Genomic DNA, 22,324 nt, shown 5'->3' with positions numbered 1-22,324 from the left:
TTAGTTTAGTCCTTTTCGTTTCCTGAACACTTCATACATTAATAAACTTGCAGCAACTGAAGCATTAAGTGACGTCACCTGACCGACCATAGGGATTTGCAACAGGAAGTCACACTTCTCTTTAACCAATCGGCTAATTCCTTTTCCTTCACTGCCAATAACAAGACCTAATGGCATATCAAAAGAACCTTGATGATAATCTTGTTCACCTTTTGCATCGGTACCCGCAAACCATAAGCCGCGCTTCTTTAAATCGTCCATCGTTCTTGGAATATTTGTCACACGTACAACTGGAATATACTCAATGGCACCCGTTGAAGACTTCGCAACTGTTTGCGTAAGGCCAACTGCACGTCGCTTCGGGATGATAATGCCGTGTGCCCCGACGGCGTCCGCTGTTCGCATGATAGAACCTAGGTTATGTGGGTCTTCAATTTCATCAAGGATAAGAAAGAACGGTTCTTCATCTTTCTCTTTCGCTTTCTCAAACAAATCGTCTATTTCAGCATAACGATAGGCTGCAATTGAAGCCACAACGCCTTGGTGGTTTGAATGTCCAACTAGTTGATCAAGCTTCTTTTTAGGGGCAGTTTGAACAAGAATATTCTTTTCTTTTGCTGACTGAATAATGGCTGTCATTTGTCCACGCTGAGACCCCTCACCAATCCAAACTTTATGAATCTCTCGTCCTGATTTTAATGATTCAATGACTGGATTTTTTCCTGTCACAAATTCACTCTGGGGATCATTCACTGGCTCCACTGGTTTTTGCGGTCGTTTTCGTTGATTTAATTGAGGCTTTTCTTTTTTCACGTTTGTTCGTTCTTTCTTTTTCATGAATTCTGCCCTCCTTTGTCTTTAATAATTTGAATCGATTGACTTAACAATTGTTCGAGTCGCTCTGTCTCTTCTAGTACATATAAATAGCCCAAAAGTGCTTCAAACCCTGTTGAATTTTTATACGTTGCCACATCTGTGTTTTTAGGAACTGTGTGTGATTTTGCATTTCTACCTCTTTTTATGACAGCAAAGTCTGCGTCTGTCAACAATCCCCGATTCTCTAATTCATGAAGAATATAAGACTGCGCCTTAGCGGAAACGTACGTCGTAGCTGCACGGTGCAGTTTATTCGGACGTACCGCGCCTTCCTTGAGAAGCTCAAATCGAACACGCTTCTCAAAGACGGCATCCCCCATATAGGCGAGGGCTAAACCATTCAACTGTTTCCAATCCATTTTTGATTTCACGTTATCCTCGTTTCCACCTTACACCTTGAGGCGTATCCTCTAACAAGATCTTTTTTTCTTTTAAAAGGTCACGAATCTCATCTGCACGAGCAAAATTTCTCGATTTCCGAGCTTCATCCCTTTCTTGAATGAGCGTTTCAACCTCATCATCTAACAGTTCCTCTGCTCGAGTTAGCTCCAAGCCAAGTACGTCGCTAATCTCTTCAAACAGCTGCAAAAATGCTTCCAAGACGCGCTTAGATGTTTGCGCCTCGCTCGTATAAACGTTAGCCTCTTTCGCTAGATCAAATAGGACACTTATTGCATTCGCACTATTAAAATCATCGTCCATTTCCTCTATAAATCGCTGTTTAAAGGACGCAACCTTCTCCAACCAATCACCACTTTCCCCTAAATCAACCGTTTCATTTAAGCGATGCTGGATATTTGTGACAGCATTTTTTAAGCGTTCGAGACTTGTTCCTGCACTTGTTAACAATTCATCACTAAAGTTAATGGGCGTACGATAATGAGTGGACAACATAAAGTATCGCACTACTTCTGCCGGGAATTGTTGAATGATGTCATGTGCAAGCACAAAGTTACCAAGAGATTTCGACATTTTCTCGTTATTAATGTTAACAAATCCATTATGCATCCAATAATTTGCTAATGTTTTCCCTGTTAATGCTTCAGATTGCGCAATTTCATTTTCATGGTGAGGGAACGTTAAGTCTTTCCCGCCTGCATGAATGTCGATTGTGTCACCTAAATTTTTTCGGATCATTGCTGAACATTCAATATGCCAGCCAGGGCGTCCGTTGCCCCATGGACTTTCCCAGGAAATTTCGTCAGGCTTAGCTGCTTTCCACAGAACAAAATCAACTGCATCCTCTTTACGCTCATCTACACCAATTCGAGCTCCACTCCGCAATTCATTTAACGATTGGCCTGAGAGTTTTCCATAATCATCAAACTTCCTTGTTCGAAAGTAAACATCGCCACCGGCTTCGTAAGCAAATCCTTTTCCTTCAAGCTGTCTAATAAAATCAATAATGTCATCCATTGTTTCTGTTACACGAGGATGGAGATCTGCTTTTTTCACATTCAATGCAGCAGTATCTGTATGGTACGCTTCAATAAATCGTTCTGCTACATCAAAGACTTCTTCACCAAGCTCTTGTGCAGCGCGAATAATTTTATCATCAACGTCAGTGAAATTTGAAATGAACGTTACATCAAAACCACGATACGTTAAATAACGTCGGACCATATCGTACACAATTGGAGGTCTAGCATTTCCAATGTGTATAAAATTGTAAACCGTTGGTCCACAGAAATACATCTTCACTTTTCCAGGTACCATCGGTTTAAATTCCTCTTTTTTATTCGTTAAGCTATTATAGATTCTTAACATGGTAAACTTCCTTTCCAATATCCGTTATAACTGCTTAATGAATTGAACCGTCTTTTTCCTCCGAAAGCCGTACACACTCATGCTTTAAACGCTGAATTTCTTTTTCCATTTCTGAAATACTGTCTGCAATCGGATCGGGTAATGAATGGTCTAATGTATGCGCTGAAGCAACTTTCTTTCCATTTTTAATGACGATTTTCCCTGGAATGCCCACAACCGTTGAATAGGGCGGCACTTCATTTAAAACAACCGAGCCTGCTCCGATTCGAGCTTGCTCACCAATCGTAAAGGACCCTAGCACTTTTGCTCCTGTCGCAATGAGCGCCCCGTCTTTCACTGTAGGATGCCTCTTCCCTTTTTCTTTACCTGTTCCGCCTAACGTAACACCTTGAAAAATGGTGACATCATTACCTATTTCACACGTTTCACCAATGACAACACCCATACCATGGTCAATAAAAAGTCTTTCTCCAATTTGGGCAGCAGGATGGATTTCTATACCCGTCAAAAAACGCGTAAACTGTGAAAGCAATCGAGCTAGAAAAAAACAGCCTCTTTTCCATAGTGCATGTGCGATACGGTGCCCCCAAACGGCATGCACACCTGAGTACGTAAAAATAATTTCTAATCGGTTTCTTGCTGCAGGATCTCGGTCAAACACAACATCTATGTCACTAAGCATGGTACGCATTAAACTCAAACAATTCCCCTCCTTTTTGTCACAATAAAAAAACCTCCGTACCTATAGTAGGTACAGAGGCACAAGATTGCACGGTTCCACTCTGTTTTCCAGGAGAAAAAACCTGGATCTCTCTAACCTTAACGTGGTTTGCCGCTCACTCCTACTACGCGTATGCATTCAAAGCAAGACTCCTGGGTGCATGTTCAGCACATTCCTTCTAAATGACTTCCAGCCCTTGGTCATTCTCTCTGTAAAATTCCTGTGCTTACTTTTCCCAATCATCATGTATAGCCATATGTTATTGTTGGACAGCTTCTTGTAAACGACTTGTTACTACAGCTTTGCCTAACAGCTCAATCGTGTCTCCAAGCTCCGGTCCGTGGGTTTGGCCGCTCACAGCCGCACGAATTGGCATAAATAATTTCTTTCCCTTTTGACCAGTTGCTTTTTGTGTCGCTTTGATCGCTTTCTTAATTTCTGGCACTGTAAATTCTTCTAACTCATCGAGCTCTTTTGCAAATTGCGCTAAGACTTCTGGTACTTGCTCTTCTGCAAGAACTGCTTTTGCGTCTTCTGTATAATCTACGTCTTTCTTGAAAAATTGTTCCGTTAGCGTGACAATTTCTGCACCGTACTGCATTTGTTCTTGATAAAGACCGATAAGACGCTTTGCCCACTCAAGACGCTCTTCACCCATGTTTTCAGATACACGACCACTTGAAATTAAGTGTGGTAGCGCCAGCTCAATTACCTTATCAAGATCTGCTTCTTTAATATATTGATTGTTCATCCACGCCAGCTTATCCGTATCAAACACTGCAGGAGCTTTTGACACTCGATCCAGTGTAAACTGCTCTTCCAATTGCTTTAATGTGAAGATCTCCTCTTCTCCTACCGGTGACCACCCTAGTAAAGCTAAGAAGTTGACAATTGCTTCTGGCATATAGCCAAGCTCCTTATACTGCTCAACAAATTGAATAATCGATTCATCACGCTTACTCATTTTCTGGCGATTCGGATTAAGGATAAGAGATGCGTGTGCAAAAGTTGGTACTTCCCAACCAAACGCTTCAAACAACAGAATTTGTCTCGGTGTATTGGATAAATGCTCTTCTCCACGAATAACGTGACTAATCTTCATGAGATGATCATCAACAACGACCGCAAAATTATACATTGGCACGCCATCTTTACGAGCAATGACGAAGTCGCCAATGCCATTCGAGTCAAATGACACTTCTTCTCGTACAGAATCGTTGAACGTGATCATCTGACCTTGTGGTACTTTAAAGCGCACAACAGGCTTGATTCCTTTCGCCTCGTATGCTTGACGCTGCTCCGCTGTTAAATCCCTATCGCGACCGCTATATTTAGGCATTTCCCCTCGTGCTTTCTGCGCTTCTCGCTCCGCTTCAAGCTCGTCTTCCGTCATATAACAATAATACGCTTTCCCCTCATCTAACAGCTGCTGAATATAGTCTTTGTACAGATGGACACGCTCCATCGACCGATAAGGACCGTATTCGCCGTGCTCTGTATCAACACTTTCATCCCACTGGATACCAAGCCACTTTAAGCTATCCATTAGTTTTTCAGTCGCCGTTTCAACATTTCTCGCTTGATCTGTATCTTCAATTCGAAGCACAAATGTCCCACCTGTATGCTTCGCCATTAAATAGTTAAACAATGCCGATCTCGCTCCACCAATATGCAAATGCCCTGTTGGACTTGGAGCAAACCGTACCCGTACTTCTTTTGCCATGTCGTTGCACTCCTCTAGCTCTTATTCTGAATCATTCTAGCATGTTCTCCTATGAAAACAAAGGCGGATTACTCTTTTATTAGTAAAATAACCGCTTGGGCCGCAATACCCTCTTCGCGACCTACAAAGCCCAGCTTCTCTGTCGTTGTTGCCTTTAATCCAACATTTGTAATGTCTGTTTCAAGTAATTGAGCAATTTGTTCCCGCATCGGATCAATATAAGGTGCAAGCTTAGGCTTTTGCGCCATGACCGTACAATCGACGTTCCCTAGCGTGTAGCCTGCTTCTTTTACCAATTTCCATACATCTTGTAAAAGCACCTTTGAATCAGCATCTTTAAACGCGTCATCGGTATCCGGGAAGTGCTTACCTAAATCACCTGCTGCAATGGCTCCAAGGGCAGCATCTGTTATCGTGTGTAGCAGCACATCTGCATCAGAATGACCAAGTAACCCTTTGTCATGAGGAATGTCAATCCCCCCTAATAGAAGAGGCCGCCCCTCTACTAATTGATGCACATCATACCCTTGTCCGATTCGAATCATGTTCTCTATTCTCCTTTGTTTTTATAATCGTCTCAGCAAATAATAAATCTTCCGCTGTTGTTAATTTAATATTTAAATAGTCACTTTCCACAATAGCAACACGCTTTCCTTGCCGCTCTAATAGACTAGCATCGTCGGTTCCAAGTTCGTTAACCGCTTTCGCTTTCCGGTGCGCATCTACAATTAAGTCATATTGAAATCCTTGCGGTGTTTGAGCAGCCCATAAATGAGTTCTCTGCACCGTTTCACGTACTGCACCTTCTGTAACCTTTTTAATTGTATCTTTCACTGGGACAGCCGCAATGGCTCCTCCTTGCTTTGCAGCCTCTGCCGCCACCCCATGAATAACCTTTTGCGAAACAAACGGTCGAGCCCCATCATGAATGAGTACAATCGTAGCAGGTTCCATTGCTTCAAGCGCTGCATAAACACTGTCTTGCCTTTCCTTCCCACCAATAACAATCTGTTCAATTTTCTGTAAGGTAAATGATTGAACAAGATGCTGCATCGTTTTTCGCTCTTCTTCACTGACCACGAGAATGATTCCTTTACAGCGAATATCTTGTTCAAATAAACGTAATGAATGAACGATAAGCGGTATAGCGTTTAGCTTAATAAGTTGCTTATTATAACCAGCATTCATTCGTTTTCCTTGACCTGCAGCTAAGACAATTGCTTTATAATCCATCGTAATCTCCTTCAATTGTTCCTTATTCGTAGTTTACCATGGAAGCTACAATTGCTCAAAAAACCCGCCCTTTTTCAAGGACAGGTTTTAAGAAATCGTTACTGTGCTTTTTCTAAAGACTTTGGTTTTGCAAAAATCATCCGACCTGCACTCGTTTGCAGCACACTTGTAACCGTCACATCCGTATGCTTATTAATCCATTCTCGCCCACCTTCAACAACAATCATTGTTCCATCATCTAAATAGGCGACGCCTTGGTGATGTTCTTTCCCTTCTTTAATCACATGGACGCTCAATACCTCTCCAGGCAAGACGACTGGCTTTACTGCATTGGCTAAGTCATTAATGTTTAATACTTGTACACCTTGCAGTTCACACACTTTATTCAAGTTAAAGTCATTTGTAACAACCATTCCAGACGTTACTTTTGCTAACTTTACAAGCTTGCTATCAACCTCTTGTATCTCTTCAAAATCGCCTTCATAGATCTCTACATCAATAGGAAGCTCTTTTTGAATACGATTTAATATATCAAGACCTCTTCTACCTCGATTTCGTTTTAAGGCATCTGATGAGTCAGCAATATATTGTAATTCATCAAGTACGAATTGCGGAATAACAAGCGTTCCTTCCAAAAATCCCGTTTGACAGATGTCTGCGATTCGTCCATCAATAATGACGCTCGTATCAAGGATTTTCAGGTGCTGACCTTGCTCGTCCTCATTCTCTTCTTGCTCTTTTTTCTTTTGATTGTCTCGCTCTCTTGGAATACGCATGGATTGGATGAATTGAACCATATCATCACGCTTTTTAAAGCCAATTTGGAAACCGAGATAGCCAACCAAAATGGTAATAAAACTTGGCAAGATGTTACTGATGACAAGTAAATTTAGTGCATTTAAAGGCGTACCTGCTAGATACCCAACAATTAAACCAATAATAAGACCTATTGACCCTGTTAATACGTCCGCTATTGGGGCTTTCACAATCGTTTCTTCGACCATTTTGAAAAAATTAACAATATAACGTGCGATAAACAACGATACGATAAAAAATAGTAGTGCACCGATGGTCGCTCCTGTATACGGGGTATCTAACCAAGTGGGTACGTTATAGCCTGTCGCATCGAATAACTCCGGAATAAAAAAGATACCTAAAGTGGCTCCGGCTAATATAAAAAAGATTTGAATAATCCATTTAAGCATGCATGTATACACCTCCTTGTAGCTATTATAGACAAGTATACAACTCTCAAACCTAGCAAACTGTATTTCCCACAAAAAAACATGAAATCTTGAATTATACAAGATTAACGTTTTAATTTAGACACAAAAAGAAGGGTTTTCCCCTTCTTTTGTTTAAATATGTCGGTCTACAAACAATTGTTCCTGTATACGACTTAACCCGTTTTTAATCATTTTTGCACGTGCTTCTCCAATTCCATCTACCTCGTCCAGTTGCTCAACCGTAGCTACCATAACGCTCGATAAATGACCATATTCATTAATGACATTTTCAATAATTTGAGACGGTAATCTCGGAATACGGTGCAAGATTCTGTATCCTCTAGGTGAAGCTGCTTGATCAAGAATATTGGTTGCTCGGCCAAACCCAAGCGCTTTAATAATTGCTTGTTCATCGAGCAAATCTTCGTTCAATAAACTCGTTAAATCTGCTAATGTTTTCGTAACGTCTTGATGGCGATCTTTTGAATAATCTTTTAACAGATGGGTCGCTTCTTGCTCGGTATTGGATACAAGCTCCTTAAGCTGCATCGTTATGAGACGCCCTTCGTCGCCCAGCTCCAAAATAAAGTTTTGAATTTCTTGCTTGATTCGTAACACCATTTGAATTCGATGAATAACTTGTACCACATCGCTATACGTGACAAGCTGCTCAAATTCCATAGCTCCTAAATTCGTAATACTTTGATCCAGTACAGCACGATATTTTTCCAGCGTCTGGATGGCTTGATTGGCTTTTGTCAAAATGACGCCAATATCCTTTAACGCATAGCGATGCTCACCTTGATAAAGAGTAATCACATTTCTTCTTTGAGAGATGGAGATCGTTAAGTTTCCTGTTTGTTTCGCGACCCGTTCTGCGGACCGGTGGCGAATCCCCGTTTCACTCGATGTAATATTGTTATTTGGGACAAGTTGGGTATTTGCATACAAAATTCGTTTTCCGTCTTCACTTAGAATAATGGCACCATCCATTTTTGCTAACTCATATAAATAAGCAGGTGAAAAATCACTATTGATAAAAAAACCACCATCGACAATATTCATCATTTCATTGTTATAGCCTAGGACAATTAAGCCACCTGTATTCGCACGCAACACATTATCAATCCCAGCTCGCAAAGGGGTTCCAGGCGCCACTAATTTTAATATATTCTGGATAAAAGCTGTTCGATTTCTTTCTTCCATTCTCTCTACCTCCCTAATGCAACATCGAGCGCTTTATCTAGAGTTGGAACACCTACGACCTCAATGCCATCTGGTACAGTCCAACCGCCTAAATTCTTTTCTGGTATAATAACTCGTTTAAAACCTAGCTTTAATGCTTCATTAACGCGTTGTTCAATTCTCGATACTCGTCTAATCTCACCGGTTAAGCCTACTTCCCCAATGGCTACATCCATCGGTTCTGTCGGTTGATTGCGAAAGCTTGATGCAATACTTAATGCAATAGCAAGATCAATGGCTGGTTCATCTAGCTTCACCCCACCAGCAACTTTTAGATAGGCGTCTTGATTTTGCAAAAGCATCCCTACCCGTTTCTCAAGAACTGCCATTATGAGGGACACTCGGTTGTGGTCAAGACCTGTCGCCATCCTTCTTGGATTCCCAAAGCCCATCGGGGAGATTAATGCTTGTAATTCAACAAGAACAGGCCGGGTTCCTTCCATTGATGCCACAACAACAGAACCTGCTGCTCCTTGTGATCGTTCCTCAAGAAAGATCTCTGATGGGTTTAAAACTTCTTCTAAACCAAGCTCTTTCATTTCGAAAATACCCATTTCATTTGTAGAACCAAATCGGTTCTTCACCGCTCTTAAAATACGGTACGTGTGGTGTCGTTCCCCTTCAAAATACAAGACCGAGTCCACCATGTGCTCAAGCAGCTTTGGCCCTGCAATGGATCCTTGCTTCGTCACGTGACCAACAATAAAGACTGCCGTTCCTCTTGTTTTGGCAATGCGCATGAATGTCGCTGTGCATTCTCGCACTTGTGCAACACTCCCTGGAGCAGATGTTATGTCCTCTTGATACACGGTTTGAATGGAATCAATGATTACCAATGAAGGCTGCACTTCATCAATGGCTTGCTCAATGAGTGACACATCTGTTTCAGCAAGAACGTACAGGTCTTCAGAAGTTAGCTCTAGGCGATCTGCTCTTAGCTTTGTTTGTTTAACCGACTCTTCTCCTGATATATAAAGAACTCGTTCTTTCGTATTTGCCAACTTTGCAGATAGCTGCAAAAGAAGCGTTGACTTTCCAATACCCGGGTCGCCTCCTACTAAAACAAGTGAACCCGGCACAATGCCTCCACCAAGCACTCGATTTAATTCTGGCATCGTTGTGCTAACGCGAGGCTCTTTTTCCCCCACCACTTTGGTAATAGGCTGTGCTTTATGCACAGTCGTTCCAGACGTCACATAACTCCTTGAACGCTGTTTCTCTTGTACGGCTTTTTCTTCAACGAGGGTATTCCAACTTTGACAACCTGGACACTTCCCCATCCACTTCGCTGACTCATAGCCACATTCTTGACAGACAAACTTTGTTTTTACTTTTGCCATCGTTTATTCCTCCGTTATATTCCACTACGCCAAGTGTACCAAAAACAAGGAAAAAACGCTTGATTTTTAAAAAAACCGGAGGTAATAACTCCTCCGGTTTACATAATTTATACGCTTGTTTCTTCTTTTGCTTCCACAGCAAGCTCGCCATCTTTTACATATATAACGGCTTTTTGCCCTTTGACGATCGTTCCTTTTAGCAATTCCTCAGACAAGCGATCCTCTACTTCTTTTTGAAGCGCACGACGTAACGGGCGAGCTCCATATTCAGGATCATAACCTGCCTCTGTAATCTTATCTTTTGCCTCTTCTGTCAGTTCAAAATCAATACCTTGTTCAGATAAGCGTTGTTTCAACTGATCAGCCATCATCGTAATAATTTCACGAACATGCTTTTTCTCAAGAGAGTGGAACACAACAATTTCGTCGATTCGGTTTAAGAATTCAGGTCTAAAGCTGTTTTTCAGCTCAGACATGACACGATCCTTCATGTCTTTGTATTCTTGACCTTCCGTCTCCGTTGAAAAGCCAAGATATTTATTACGTTTTAGTTGAGAAGCCCCAACGTTTGATGTCATAATAACTGCCGTATTTCTAAAGTCAACCGTTCTTCCTTTTGAATCGGTTAAACGACCATCCTCTAAGACTTGCAGCAAAATGTTAAACACATCAGGGTGCGCTTTTTCGATTTCGTCTAATAAAATAACCGAATAAGGCTTACGACGAATTTTTTCTGTTAATTGACCGCCTTCTTCATGTCCAACATAGCCAGGAGGGGAGCCAACAAGACGACTGGTTGCATGCTTCTCCATATACTCCGACATATCAATACGAATAACAGAATCTTCATCTCCAAATAACGTCTCTGCCACAGCACGGGCTAATTCCGTTTTACCAACACCCGTTGGTCCAAGGAAGATAAACGATCCAATTGGACGCTTCGGATCTTTTAAACCGGCTCTAGCACGACGCACCGCTTTTGAAATGGATTTAACGGCTTCTTCCTGACCAACAATTCGATCGTGTAGGATGCTTTCCATTTTCAACAAGCGCTCTGTCTCTTCTTCTGCCAGCTTTGAAACCGGAATTCCAGTCCAGCTTGCTACAACTTGCGCAATGTCTTCAACCACAACTTCGGTATTTTCCTGACCTTGCTTTTTCTTCCATTCATTTTTCATTTCCTCAAGCTCTTCACGAAGACGTTGCTCAGAATCACGGAGGGACGCGGCTTTTTCAAACTCTTGGCTTTGAACAGAAGCGTCTTTCTCTTTTCGCGTCTCTTCTAATTTCGCTTCTAATTCTTTTAGATTCGGCGGTGCTGTATAAGAACGTAAACGTACTTTAGACGCCGCTTCATCAATTAAGTCAATCGCTTTATCTGGTAGAAAGCGATCTGAAATATAACGATCTGAAAGCTTCACCGCTTCTTCTACTGCACCGTCTGTAATCGTGACACGGTGATGAGCTTCGTAACGGTCACGCAAGCCGTACAAAATTTGAATGGATTCATCTAAAGTTGGCTCATCTACTTGAATTGGTTGGAAGCGTCGCTCAAGCGCTGCGTCCTTTTCAATGTACTTGCGGTACTCATCAAGAGTTGTTGCACCAATACACTGTAATTCTCCACGAGCTAATGATGGTTTTAAAATATTTGAAGCGTCAATGGCACCCTCTGCTCCACCTGCTCCAATAAGTGTGTGCAATTCGTCAATAAATAAGATAACATTACCAGCTTGACGAATTTCGTCCATCACCTTTTTCAACCGATCTTCAAATTCTCCACGGTATTTCGTTCCAGCTACTACCGTTCCCATATCGAGGGTCATTACACGTTTATTTCGTAAGGTTTCAGGCACTTCATTTGCAATAATACTCTGAGCAAGCCCTTCTGCAATCGCTGTTTTACCGACACCAGGTTCACCTATTAAAACAGGGTTGTTTTTCGTCCGGCGACTTAATACTTGAATTACTCGCTCAATCTCTTTCCCACGCCCAATAACAGGATCAAGGGTTTCCTCACGTGCAATGGCCGTTAAATCACGAGCTAAGCTGTCTAAGGTTGGTGTATTTGCATTAGCAGCTGAGCCATTAGCCTGTGCTGAACTACCACCTTCATTGCTTCCAAGAAGTTGCAACACTTGCTGTCTTGCTTTATTTAAACTCACACCAAGATTATTTAATACCCTTGCTGCGACACCTTCTCCTTCACGAATTAACCCTAACAAGATATGTTCAGTACCCACATAGGAATGGCCAAGCTTTCTTGCTTCATCCATTGAAAGCTCAATTACTTTTTTCGCTCGAGGTGTGTAGTGTGGTGTGCTGTGTATGCTCTTCTGCGCCTCTTGCCCTTTTCCTACCAATCCTTCAACTTCTTTTTGTAATTTATCGGAACCAAGCCCGAGTTGTTGCAAAGCTTTGGCCGCAATTCCTTCTCCTTCACGTATTAAGCCTAAGAGAATATGCTCTGTTCCAATATTATGGTGACTTAAACGAATTGCCTCTTCTTGTGAAAGCGCTAATACCTTCTGTGCACGCTCAGAAAATCTTCCAAACATCATAAATGATGACACCTCCAAAGGATTGTATTACTTGTTCGTGTATTCTAGCTTTAACCGTTCTCTAATTAATGTCGCTCGTCTTTCATCTCGTTGTTCAGGAGACAATACCGTCTCTGCATACCTTTGCAAAAAGCCCGGTTGCGTAACAATCATGAGTTCATTTAAAATGCTAGCTGATATGCCCTCAATCATGCCTAAGTCAATACCCAGTCTTAAATCAGAGAGTCTTCTCGTTGCTTCTTTAGAATCAATAATATGGCTATGAGACAGGACTCCTAACGAACGGTGAACGCGATCTGTTAATTTCAAATGCGAATGATCCAATAAAGATCCTCTTGCAGCACGTTCTTGTTGAATTAATTGCTTTACAACGCCTTGTAGATCCTCAATAATATCTTGCTCTGACTTCCCTAAAGTCATTTGATTGGAAATTTGAAAAAGGTTTCCTAATGCTTCGCTACCTTCTCCATAAATTCCTCTAACCACCAGACCTAGTTGATTAATCGCTGGCAAAATTCGCTGTAGCTGTTGAGTAATGGCAAGAGCCGGTAGGTGCATCATAACCGATGCCCTCATTCCTGTTCCAACATTTGTCGGACAACTCGTTAAGTACCCATATTGTCTATCGTATGCATAAGTCAGGTGAGACTCCATCCAATCATCTAAAGAACTTGCAGCTTGATACGTGTGGTCCAAGTCAAAACCGGCTGTCAGTACCTGTATTCGAATATGATCTTCTTCATTTACCATAATACTTACTGACTCATCTTCACTTAGTAATACCGCACCGTGTTTCGATTGCTCTGCCAAGTGAGGACTAATTAAATGTTTTTCGACAAGAATTCGTTTATCGTTCGTTTTCATTTCGTCCATGGTTAGCATTTCCGCGTTTCCAAGGGCATTCGTTTGAGTGGAAGCTAGCGCCTCCTTTATATATTGAGAGGCGGTGTACGCTTCTTCCTTCGAGGAAAGAATAGGAAAGGTAAAGGCGTTCATGTTTCTTGCTAATCGTATTCGGCTACTTAAAACAATATCCGATTCAATCCCATCCTTCTTCATCCAAGGGCTAATCGCATGTTCTAAAAATTGGTTTAAGCTCACCCCTCTTCCTCTCCTTCCCTAGGAATGTCTTTTTGCTTTGTTAAAGCCCTTATTTCATCACGTAATTCTGCAGCTTTCTCAAACTCTTCTTTTTGAATATGCTCATTTAACATTGCCCGCATTTCTTCAATTCGTTGTTCTATTTGAATGGTTTCCCCAATCCGTTTGGGAATCTTACCACCATGCTTACTGTTTCCACCATGTACCCTTCTAAAAACAGACGAAAGTCTTGTTGAATACGTTTCGTAACAACTTGCACAGCCAAAACGGCCAATGTGAAGGAATTTCTCGTAACTAAGCCCACAATTTGGACATTTTAATTCAGCTTTCGTATTTTGGTCTCGTTGTGTAGCATTGCTATCATCTGTATGAAATAAGCCTGAAAAGAGGTGATGGATAGAGAAGCTATCTGTTCCTGGTATCGCCTCGCCTTTTTCTCTTGCACAGTGTTCGCATACGTGCATCTCCGTTTTCTTTCCGTTAATAATTTTTGTAAAATGCAGTGTAGCTTGCCGCATATTACACTCTTGGCACACCATTATTATCACCTCTCTACTTATTAGTGATTTTCTGTATATTTAAGCGTCTCTATCATTGCTTTTAAAAGATTAGCACGAACTTCATCCCGATGTTCTATCGTAGATTTGTAAAGCTCTCTTTCTAATATGCTAGACATAATTTTCGCCTCGCGTTTTGTGATCGCCTCTTCTTCATAAAGACGGAACACAATATTTTGCGCGGTTTGCTGGTCAATTTTCAAGCCAATTAAGCTTTGCATATGATTAAATAAAGCGGCATCCTCATGTGATTCTACTTTAGTGATGCGAATATAACCGCCACCACCCCGCTTACTTTCCACTATATACCCTTTTTCTAGAGTAAAACGCGTACTAATCACATAATTAATTTGGGACGGCACACATTGAAACTGTTTCGCCAATTCACTCCGCTTTATTTCCAACAATTCTTTCCCGCTACGAGTCAATGTCATTTTTAAATATTGTTCAATTAAGTCCGTTATATTGCTCATCAATCAACCCTCCTAGGAAAGGACAACATTGACTTTGACTATATTTGACTATTAATAGCTTTATTATAAGCTGTTTAGTCAAAAACTTCAACAACTAACTATTTCTATTATGACCAAGCAGACATCTTCTAGACCTGTTTCCACTATCTTGTTTTATTTTTTTAATAAAGGGTATTCTTTTCTTGATAGGTAGGTGCATACTTATGCGAGTTTACATGTTAAAACGCGAACAACATTTGAACATTTCTCTTGATCATGCTTGGGCTTTTTTTTCTAGCGCTGAAAATCTCCAAGCTATTACACCCAGCTATATGAACTTCACGATTACCAACTCTCCGGGAGAGCTTATTTATGGAGGACAGCTGATTACGTACAAGGTTAGCCCTTTACTTTCTATCCCCTTAACGTGGGTTACGGAAATTACTCAAGTAGTTGACCACTCCTATTTTATCGATGAACAACGATTTGGACCATTTAAACTATGGCACCACCAACATCATTTCACAGAAACAGATAAAGGTGTAAAGATGACTGATATCGTTCATTACAGCTTGCCTTTTAGCTTTATTGGACGGCTCGCACATTCGATAACCATAAAGAGTCGATTAGAAGAGATTTTCGAGTATCGCTATAAGACATTAGAAGAAACGTTCAACGGATAAACTACGGATCGCTAGTTTTTAAACGGATGTTTACTAGGGTCGAACGGCTTCTTTGTTTGACTCGCTTCTGTCGAAGCGCAGCTCTTTTGCATCTTTCTTTCTACGCAAAAAAAAGACACCCTTTCAGGTGTCTTTCTCATTGCCTGGCAACGTCCCTTGGCTTCAGGGTGGTTTTCTTCGAGGACGTTCCTCTTGTTAATTGATCCACCATGCTTCCCATGAAGCTTTTACGAAAACAACCCTTTCGTCTCACTGGGGGATGCACGCTGCTTTCCCTTCGATGTTTCTTCTTGTTGTTCTTTTTTATCGTGCTCGTATTTTACGGCGGTTTCCTTTGTCTGACTCGCTTCTGTCGAAGCGTAGCTCTTTTGCGCCTTTCTTTATACACAAAAAGACACCTTTTCAGGTGTCTTTCTCATTGCCTGGCAACGTCCTACTCTCACAGGGGGAAGCCCCCAACTACCATCGGCGCAAAAGAGCTTAACGACCGTGTTCGGCATGGGAACGGGTGTGACCTCTTTGCTATTGCCACCAGACTTATTTTGACGTCAGATCAACGGCGAATCTCTTCGTCCTATTTGTGTCTTTCTGTCAGTCACGTACGCAAGTACGCTCCTTCCTTCAAGCACTTCTAGTCCTCGATCTTCTTGTTGCTCTTTGTCAAAGGAATGAAATCCTTCTTGTTAAAAGAATCGGTGATTCTTTCAAAACTAAATCAAATCATCTACTCAAACTCAAGAAATTTAGGATAAGCCCTCGACCGATTAGTATCAGTCCGCTCCATGTGTCGCCACACTTCCACTTCTGACCTATCAACCTCATCATCTCTAAGGGGTCTTACTGGCTTACGCCATGGGAAATCTCATCTTGAGGGGGGCTTCATGCTTAGATGCTTTCAGCACTTATCCCGTCCATACGTAGCTACCCAGCGATGCTCCTGGCGGAACAACTGGTACACCAGCGGTATGTCCATCCCGGTCCTCTCGTACTAAGGACAGCTCCTCTCAAATTTCCTACGCCCGCGACGGATAGGGACCGAACTGTCTCACGACGTTCTGAACCCAGCTCGCGTGCCGCTTTAATGGGCGAACAGCCCAACCCTTGGGACCTACTTCAGCCCCAGGATGCGACGAGCCGACATCGAGGTGCCAAACCTCCCCGTCGATGTGGACTCTTGGGGGAGATAAGCCTGTTATCCCCAGGGTAGCTTTTATCCGTTGAGCGACGGCCCTTCCATACGGCACCGCCGGATCACTAAGCCCGACTTTCGTCCCTGCTCGACTTGTAGGTCTCGCAGTCAAGCTCCCTTATGCCTTTGCACTCTACGAATGATTTCCAACCATTCTGAGGGAACCTTTGGGCGCCTCCGTTACTGTTTAGGAGGCGACCGCCCCAGTCAAACTGCCCACCTGACAATGTCCCTGACCCGGATCACGGGTCGAGGTTAGAATGTCAGCACCATCAGGGTAGTATCCCACCGACGCCTCCACCGAAGCTAGCGCTCCGGCTTCCAAGGCTCCTACCTATCCTGTACAAATGGTACCAACACTCACTATCAAGCTACAGTAAAGCTCCATGGGGTCTTTCCGTCCTGTCGCGGGTAACCTGCATCTTCACAGGTACTATAATTTCACCGGGTCTCTCGTTGAGACAGTATCCAAGTCGTTGCACCATTCGTGCGGGTCGGAACTTACCCGACAAGGAATTTCGCTACCTTAGGACCGTTATAGTTACGGCCGCCGTTTACTGGGGCTTCAATTCAGAGCTTCTCCCTTACGGGATAACCCCTCCTCTTAACCTTCCAGCACCGGGCAGGTGTCAGCCCCTATACTTCGCCTTACGGCTTCGCAGAGACCTGTGTTTTTGCTAAACAGTCGCTTGGATCTATTCACTGCGGCTCTCTCGGGCTTTAACACCCTAATAGAGCACCCCTTCTCCCGAAGTTACGGGGTCATTTTGCCGAGTTCCTTAACGAGAGTTCTCCCGAGCGTCTTAGAATTCTCTTCTCGCCTACCTGTGTCGGTTTGCGGTACGGGCACCTGTATTCTAACTAGAGGCTTTTCTCGGCAGCGGAGGATCAGGGATTTCGGACCCTTGGGTCCTTCACGGTCACAGCTCAGCCTTCACGGAACACGGATTTGCCTATGTTCCAGCCTTGCATGCTTCGACGCGCACAGCCAGCGGCGCGCTCACCCTACCTTTCTGCGTCCCCCCATCGTTCAAACAAATACGAGGTGGTACAGGAATATCAACCTGTTGTCCATCGCCTACGCCTTTCGGCCTCGGCTTAGGTCCCGACTAACCCTGAGCGGACGAGCCTTCCTCAGGAAACCTTGGGCTTTCGACGGAGGGGATTCTCACCCCTCTTTTCGCTACTCATACCGGCATTCTCACTTCCAAGCACTCCACTAGTCCTCACGATCTAGCTTCACAGTCCTTGGAACGCTCCCCTACCCAATCCCTACTGGGATTGCCATAGCTTCGGTGATACGTTTAGCCCCGGTACATTTTCGGCGCAGAGTCACTCGACCAGTGAGCTATTACGCACTCTTTCAATGATGGCTGCTTCTAAGCCAACATCCTGGTTGTCTAAGCAACTCCACATCCTTTTCCACTTAACGTATACTTGGGGACCTTAGCTGATGGTCTGGGCTGTTTCCCTCTTGACTACGGATCTTAGCACTCGCAGTCTGACTCCCGAGTTAAAGTTTTTGGCATTCGGAGTTTGACTGAATTCGGTAATCCTGTGGGGACCCCTCGTCCAATCAGTGCTCTACCTCCAAAACTCATCACTCGAGGCTAGCCCTAAAGCTATTTCGGGGAGAACCAGCTATTTCCGAGTTCGATTGGCATTTCACCCCTACCCACACCTCATCCCCGCATTTTTCAACATGCGTGGGTTCGGGCCTCCAGTCGGTGTTACCCGACCTTCACCCTGGACATGGGTAGATCACCCGGTTTCGGGTCTACGACAACGTACTTACTCGCCCTATTCAGACTCGCTTTCGCTACGGCTCCGCCTCATCAGCTTAACCTTGCACGTTATCGTAACTCGCCGGTTCATTCTACAAAAGGCACGCCATCACCCATTAACGGGCTCTGACTAGTTGTAGGCACACGGTTTCAGGATCTCTTTCACTCCCCTTCCGGGGTGCTTTTCACCTTTCCCTCACGGTACTGGTTCACTATCGGTCACTAGGGAGTATTTAGCCTTGGGAGATGGTCCTCCCGGATTCCGACGGGGTTTCACGTGTCCCGCCGTACTCAGGATCCACTCTGGAGGAAACGAAGTTTCAGCTACAGGGCTGTTACCTTCTTCGGCTTGTCTTTCCAGACAATTCACCTACTCCGTTTCTTTGTAACTCCGTATAGAGTGTCCTACAACCCCAAGAGGCAAGCCTCTTGGTTTGGGCTGATTCCGTTTCGCTCGCCGCTACTCAGGAAATCGCATTTGCTTTCTCTTCCTCCGGGTACTTAGATGTTTCAGTTCCCCGGGTCTGCCTCACCCTGCCCTATGTGTTCAGGCAGGAGTACCATCCCATTACGGATGGTGGGTTCCCCCATTCGGAAATCTCCGGATCAAAGCTTACTTACAGCTCCCCGAAGCATATCGCTGTTCGTCGCGTCCTTCATCGGCTCCTAGTGCCAAGGCATTCACCGTGCGCCCTTTCTAACTTATCCATTTTTACTTCAGATTCCCTTCGTATCTCTTCGTCTGGTTCCTGTCTTTCTGTCAGTTACGTAGCGAACTACGCTCCTTCCATCAAGCATTTCCCATCCTTGATCTACTTGGGTCTCTTTGTAAAACAGTTAACCTAAAAGGTTTATGAATTCTTGACGTCTCGTTCAAACAGTTGTAACACCGATGAACAAAACTAATTTGAGTTGATTGATTATGATTTAGTTTTCAAAGAACCATGCCTACAGGATGTAGGTACCAGGCGTTGCCACAGGACGTGGCGTTCTAAGCGTGGTATCCATTACCTTCGCATTTTCAATTGGAAGAGGAATTCTTCCAAAACTGAACAAAAGATCCAAAGCGCTATATGACCCGAGGTCATACATCGACTAGAGTAAAAACTCCATAGAAAGGAGGTGATCCAGCCGCACCTTCCGATACGGCTACCTTGTTACGACTTCACCCCAATCATTTGTCCCACCTTAGGCGGCTGGCTCCAAAAGGTTACCTCACCGACTTCGGGTGTTACAAACTCTCGTGGTGTGACGGGCGGTGTGTACAAGACCCGGGAACGTATTCACCGCGGCATGCTGATCCGCGATTACTAGCAATTCCGGCTTCATGTAGGCGAGTTGCAGCCTACAATCCGAACTGAGAATGGCTTTATGGGATTGGCTCCACCTCGCGGTTTCGCTGCCCTTTGTACCATCCATTGTAGCACGTGTGTAGCCCAGGTCATAAGGGGCATGATGATTTGACGTCGTCCCCACCTTCCTCCGGTTTGTCACCGGCAGTCACCTTAGAGTGCCCAACTAAATGCTGGCAACTAAGATCAAGGGTTGCGCTCGTTGCGGGACTTAACCCAACATCTCACGACACGAGCTGACGACAACCATGCACCACCTGTCACTTTGCCCCCGAAGGGGAAGCTCTGTCTCCAGAGTGGTCAAAGGATGTCAAGACCTGGTAAGGTTCTTCGCGTTGCTTCGAATTAAACCACATGCTCCACTGCTTGTGCGGGTCCCCGTCAATTCCTTTGAGTTTCAGCCTTGCGGCCGTACTCCCCAGGCGGAGTGCTTAATGTGTTTACTTCGGCACTACGGGCATCGAAACCCCTAACACCTAGCACTCATCGTTTACGGCGTGGACTACCAGGGTATCTAATCCTGTTTGCTCCCCACGCTTTCGCGCCTCAGCGTCAGTTACAGACCAGAGAGTCGCCTTCGCCACTGGTGTTCCTCCACATATCTACGCATTTCACCGCTACACGTGGAATTCCACTCTCCTCTTCTGCACTCAAGCTTCCCAGTTTCCAATGGCCGCTCGGGGTTGAGCCCCGAGATTTCACATCAGACTTAAGAAGCCGCCTGCGCGCGCTTTACGCCCAATAATTCCGGACAACGCTTGCCACCTACGTATTACCGCGGCTGCTGGCACGTAGTTAGCCGTGGCTTTCTGGTGAGGTACCGTCAAGGTACCGGTAGTTACGCCGGTACTTGTTCTTCCCTCACAACAGAGCTTTACGACCCGAAGGCCTTCCTCACTCACGCGGCGTTGCTCCGTCAGACTTTCGTCCATTGCGGAAGATTCCCTACTGCTGCCTCCCGTAGGAGTCTGGGCCGTGTCTCAGTCCCAGTGTGGCCGATCACCCTCTCAGGTCGGCTACGCATCGTCGCCTTGGTAAGCCGTTACCTTACCAACTAGCTAATGCGCCGCAGGCCCATCCCTTAGTGACAGCCGAAACCGTCTTTCAAAAGAGAATCAGGTGATTCTCTCTATTATCCCGTATTAGCTCCGGTTTCCCGGAGTTATCCCAGTCTAAGGGGCAGGTTACCTACGTGTTACTCACCCGTCCGCCGCTGACTTCCGGGAGCAAGCTCCCTTCTGTCCGCTCGACTTGCATGTATTAGGCACGCCGCCAGCGTTCGTCCTGAGCCAGGATCAAACTCTCCGTTAAAAGTGTTTGACTTGCTCATTTGCACATTTTAAAGCTGTGTCTAACTTCATTGACGAGATACCTTGTATCTCTTTTTACGCTTGGCTTTTGTTCAGTTTTCAAAGAACTCGTTTGCGCCTCGATCTCTCTTGGCGACTCTTAGTACTCTACACGACATTACTTAGAATGTCAAAGCTTTTTTTAAACTTTTTTGGTGGAGCCTAGCGGGATCGAACCGCTGACCTCCTGCGTGCAAAGCAGGCGCTCTCCCAGCTGAGCTAAGGCCCCATTTCATGGTCGGGAAGACAGGATTTGAACCTGCGACCCCTTGGTCCCAAACCAAGTGCTCTACCAAGCTGAGCTACTTCCCGAAAATGGCGCGCCCGAGAGGAGTCGAACCCCTAACCTTCTGATCCGTAGTCAGACGCTCTATCCAATTGAGCTACGGGCGCTTTTTAACTATGAAATTGAATAAATGGTGCCGAGGGCCGGACTTGAACCGGCACGGTTGTCACCAACCGCAGGATTTTAAGTCCTGTGTGTCTGCCAATTCCACCACCCCGGCAAAAATATTGGCAAAAGCGGAAGACGAGATTCGAACTCGCGACCCCCACCTTGGCAAGGTGGTGTTCTACCACTGAACTACTTCCGCACAATTTAACATTGTGAATGCGGGTGAAGGGACTTGAACCCCCACGTCATAAAGACACTAGATCCTAAGTCTAGCGCGTCTGCCAATTCCGCCACACCCGCAATTTTATGGTGAGCCATGAAGGATTCGAACCTTCGACCCTCTGATTAAAAGTCAGATGCTCTACCAACTGAGCTAATGGCTCTGACTTCGAGAACTATGGTGCCGGCCAGAGGACTTGAACCCCCAACCTACTGATTACAAGTCAGTTGCTCTACCAATTGAGCTAGACCGGCATATGGTGGAGGATGACGGGATCGAACCGCCGACCCCCTGCTTGTAAGGCAGGTGCTCTCCCAGCTGAGCTAATCCTCCAACTTATTATTGTGTTTTCAACTAACAAAAGAAATATATGTAAGCCTGGCAACGTCCTACTCTCACAGGGGGAAGCCCCCAACTACCATCGGCGCAAAAGAGCTTAACGACCGTGTTCGGCATGGGAACGGGTGTGACCTCTTTGCTATTGCCACCAGACTTATTTTGACGTCAGATCAACGGCGAATCTCTTCGTCCTATTTGTGTCTTTCTGTCAG

Annotated in this window: 15 protein-coding genes, 9 tRNA genes, 4 rRNA genes and 1 other annotated feature; of the genes, 1 reads left to right on the top strand and 27 read right to left on the bottom strand. The window is 44.4% G+C overall.

Going from position 1 to position 22,324, the window contains the following annotated elements:
• The 14 genes from rlmB to PQ477_RS08280 form a co-directional block, all read right to left on the bottom strand.
• Complete coding sequence (rlmB, locus tag PQ477_RS08345; protein ID WP_081762219.1) at positions 1-837, bottom strand: 23S rRNA (guanosine(2251)-2'-O)-methyltransferase RlmB; 837 nt, start codon at positions 835-837, stop codon at positions 1-3.
• Positions 834-1,235 carry a Mini-ribonuclease 3 gene (locus PQ477_RS08340; RefSeq protein ID WP_035395714.1) on the bottom strand — a complete coding sequence of 134 codons (402 nt, stop codon included), beginning with the start codon at positions 1,233-1,235 and terminating at the stop codon, positions 834-836. The genes rlmB and PQ477_RS08340 overlap by 4 nt, the downstream gene beginning before the upstream one ends.
• Before the next feature lie 13 nt (positions 1,236-1,248).
• Positions 1,249-2,643: a cysteine--tRNA ligase gene (cysS, locus tag PQ477_RS08335; protein WP_274273346.1), complete on the bottom strand. Its 1,395-nt coding sequence runs from the start codon at positions 2,641-2,643 to the stop codon at positions 1,249-1,251.
• A 34-nt stretch (positions 2,644-2,677) separates the two neighbouring features.
• Entirely contained in the window at positions 2,678-3,334 is a 657-nt protein-coding gene (gene cysE, locus PQ477_RS08330; RefSeq protein ID WP_274273558.1) for a serine O-acetyltransferase, read from the bottom strand.
• 61 nt (positions 3,335-3,395) lie between these two features.
• Positions 3,396-3,616: a binding site (T-box leader), on the bottom strand.
• 7 nt (positions 3,617-3,623) lie between these two features.
• Positions 3,624-5,087 carry a glutamate--tRNA ligase gene (gltX, locus tag PQ477_RS08325; RefSeq protein WP_035395619.1) on the bottom strand — a complete coding sequence of 488 codons (1,464 nt, stop codon included), beginning with the start codon at positions 5,085-5,087 and terminating at the stop codon, positions 3,624-3,626.
• A 68-nt stretch (positions 5,088-5,155) separates the two neighbouring features.
• Entirely contained in the window at positions 5,156-5,632 is a 477-nt protein-coding gene (gene ispF, locus PQ477_RS08320) for a 2-C-methyl-D-erythritol 2,4-cyclodiphosphate synthase (protein ID WP_035395617.1), read from the bottom strand.
• Positions 5,607-6,320 carry a 2-C-methyl-D-erythritol 4-phosphate cytidylyltransferase gene (gene ispD, locus PQ477_RS08315; protein WP_274273345.1) on the bottom strand — a complete coding sequence of 238 codons (714 nt, stop codon included), beginning with the start codon at positions 6,318-6,320 and terminating at the stop codon, positions 5,607-5,609. The genes ispF and ispD overlap by 26 nt, the downstream gene beginning before the upstream one ends.
• A 98-nt stretch (positions 6,321-6,418) precedes the next feature.
• A complete protein-coding gene (locus PQ477_RS08310) occupies positions 6,419-7,525 on the bottom strand; it encodes a PIN/TRAM domain-containing protein (protein ID WP_035395613.1) in 1,107 nt (368 codons plus the stop codon).
• 153 nt (positions 7,526-7,678) lie between these two features.
• A complete protein-coding gene (gene disA, locus PQ477_RS08305; protein ID WP_035395611.1) occupies positions 7,679-8,752 on the bottom strand; it encodes a DNA integrity scanning diadenylate cyclase DisA in 1,074 nt (357 codons plus the stop codon).
• Positions 8,753-8,757: 5 nt separating this feature from the next.
• Positions 8,758-10,131 carry a DNA repair protein RadA gene (radA, locus tag PQ477_RS08300; RefSeq protein WP_060705938.1) on the bottom strand — a complete coding sequence of 458 codons (1,374 nt, stop codon included), beginning with the start codon at positions 10,129-10,131 and terminating at the stop codon, positions 8,758-8,760.
• A 107-nt stretch (positions 10,132-10,238) separates the two neighbouring features.
• Positions 10,239-12,692, bottom strand: coding sequence for an ATP-dependent protease ATP-binding subunit ClpC (clpC, locus tag PQ477_RS08295; RefSeq protein WP_144557425.1), 2,454 nt, complete (start codon positions 12,690-12,692; stop codon positions 10,239-10,241).
• A gap of 27 nt (positions 12,693-12,719) precedes the next feature.
• Positions 12,720-13,793, bottom strand: coding sequence for a protein-arginine kinase McsB (gene mcsB, locus PQ477_RS08290; protein WP_274273344.1), 1,074 nt, complete (start codon positions 13,791-13,793; stop codon positions 12,720-12,722).
• Entirely contained in the window at positions 13,790-14,332 is a 543-nt protein-coding gene (mcsA, locus tag PQ477_RS08285; RefSeq protein WP_274273343.1) for a protein-arginine kinase activator protein McsA, read from the bottom strand. The genes mcsB and mcsA overlap by 4 nt, the downstream gene beginning before the upstream one ends.
• Positions 14,333-14,352: 20 nt before the next feature.
• Positions 14,353-14,823 (bottom strand): CtsR family transcriptional regulator, encoded by a 471-nt coding sequence (locus PQ477_RS08280; RefSeq protein WP_038475726.1) that lies wholly within the window; start codon positions 14,821-14,823, stop codon positions 14,353-14,355.
• A gap of 203 nt (positions 14,824-15,026) precedes the next feature.
• On the opposite strand from PQ477_RS08280, the gene PQ477_RS08275 reads away from it, so the two are divergent.
• Entirely contained in the window at positions 15,027-15,485 is a 459-nt protein-coding gene (locus tag PQ477_RS08275) for an SRPBCC family protein (RefSeq protein ID WP_035395607.1), read from the top strand.
• A 420-nt stretch (positions 15,486-15,905) separates the two neighbouring features.
• On the opposite strand, the gene rrf (PQ477_RS08270) is transcribed toward PQ477_RS08275, so the two are convergent.
• The 13 genes from rrf (PQ477_RS08270) to rrf (PQ477_RS08210) form a co-directional block, all read right to left on the bottom strand.
• Positions 15,906-16,021 (bottom strand): 5S ribosomal RNA (gene rrf / locus PQ477_RS08270).
• A gap of 208 nt (positions 16,022-16,229) precedes the next feature.
• Positions 16,230-19,166, bottom strand: a 23S ribosomal RNA gene (locus tag PQ477_RS08265).
• A gap of 407 nt (positions 19,167-19,573) precedes the next feature.
• Positions 19,574-21,121: ribosomal RNA gene (locus PQ477_RS08260) — 16S ribosomal RNA — on the bottom strand.
• A 191-nt stretch (positions 21,122-21,312) separates the two neighbouring features.
• Positions 21,313-21,388: transfer RNA gene (locus PQ477_RS08255), tRNA-Ala, on the bottom strand.
• Positions 21,389-21,394: 6 nt separating this feature from the next.
• A tRNA-Pro gene (locus PQ477_RS08250) sits at positions 21,395-21,471 on the bottom strand.
• Between the two features lie 4 nt (positions 21,472-21,475).
• Positions 21,476-21,552, bottom strand: a tRNA-Arg gene (locus PQ477_RS08245).
• A 24-nt stretch (positions 21,553-21,576) separates the two neighbouring features.
• Positions 21,577-21,665, bottom strand: a tRNA-Leu gene (locus PQ477_RS08240).
• A gap of 15 nt (positions 21,666-21,680) precedes the next feature.
• Positions 21,681-21,752 (bottom strand) — tRNA-Gly (locus PQ477_RS08235).
• An 18-nt stretch (positions 21,753-21,770) separates the two neighbouring features.
• Positions 21,771-21,853 (bottom strand) — tRNA-Leu (locus tag PQ477_RS08230).
• Positions 21,854-21,860: 7 nt separating this feature from the next.
• A tRNA-Lys gene (locus tag PQ477_RS08225) sits at positions 21,861-21,936 on the bottom strand.
• 15 nt (positions 21,937-21,951) lie between these two features.
• Positions 21,952-22,027, bottom strand: a tRNA-Thr gene (locus PQ477_RS08220).
• A 3-nt stretch (positions 22,028-22,030) separates the two neighbouring features.
• Positions 22,031-22,106: transfer RNA gene (locus PQ477_RS08215), tRNA-Val, on the bottom strand.
• 43 nt (positions 22,107-22,149) lie between these two features.
• Positions 22,150-22,265, bottom strand: a 5S ribosomal RNA gene (gene rrf / locus PQ477_RS08210).
• Together the 16S, 23S and 5S rRNA genes with 9 tRNA genes alongside form the textbook arrangement of a ribosomal RNA operon.
• Positions 22,266-22,324 lie beyond the last annotated feature (59 nt).

Origin of the sequence: Shouchella hunanensis (assembly GCF_028735875.1) — a bacterium.
Taxonomy (GTDB): Bacteria; Bacillota; Bacilli; order Bacillales; family Bacillaceae_D; genus Shouchella; species Shouchella hunanensis.
This window is presented reverse-complemented; position numbering and strand designations above follow the sequence as displayed.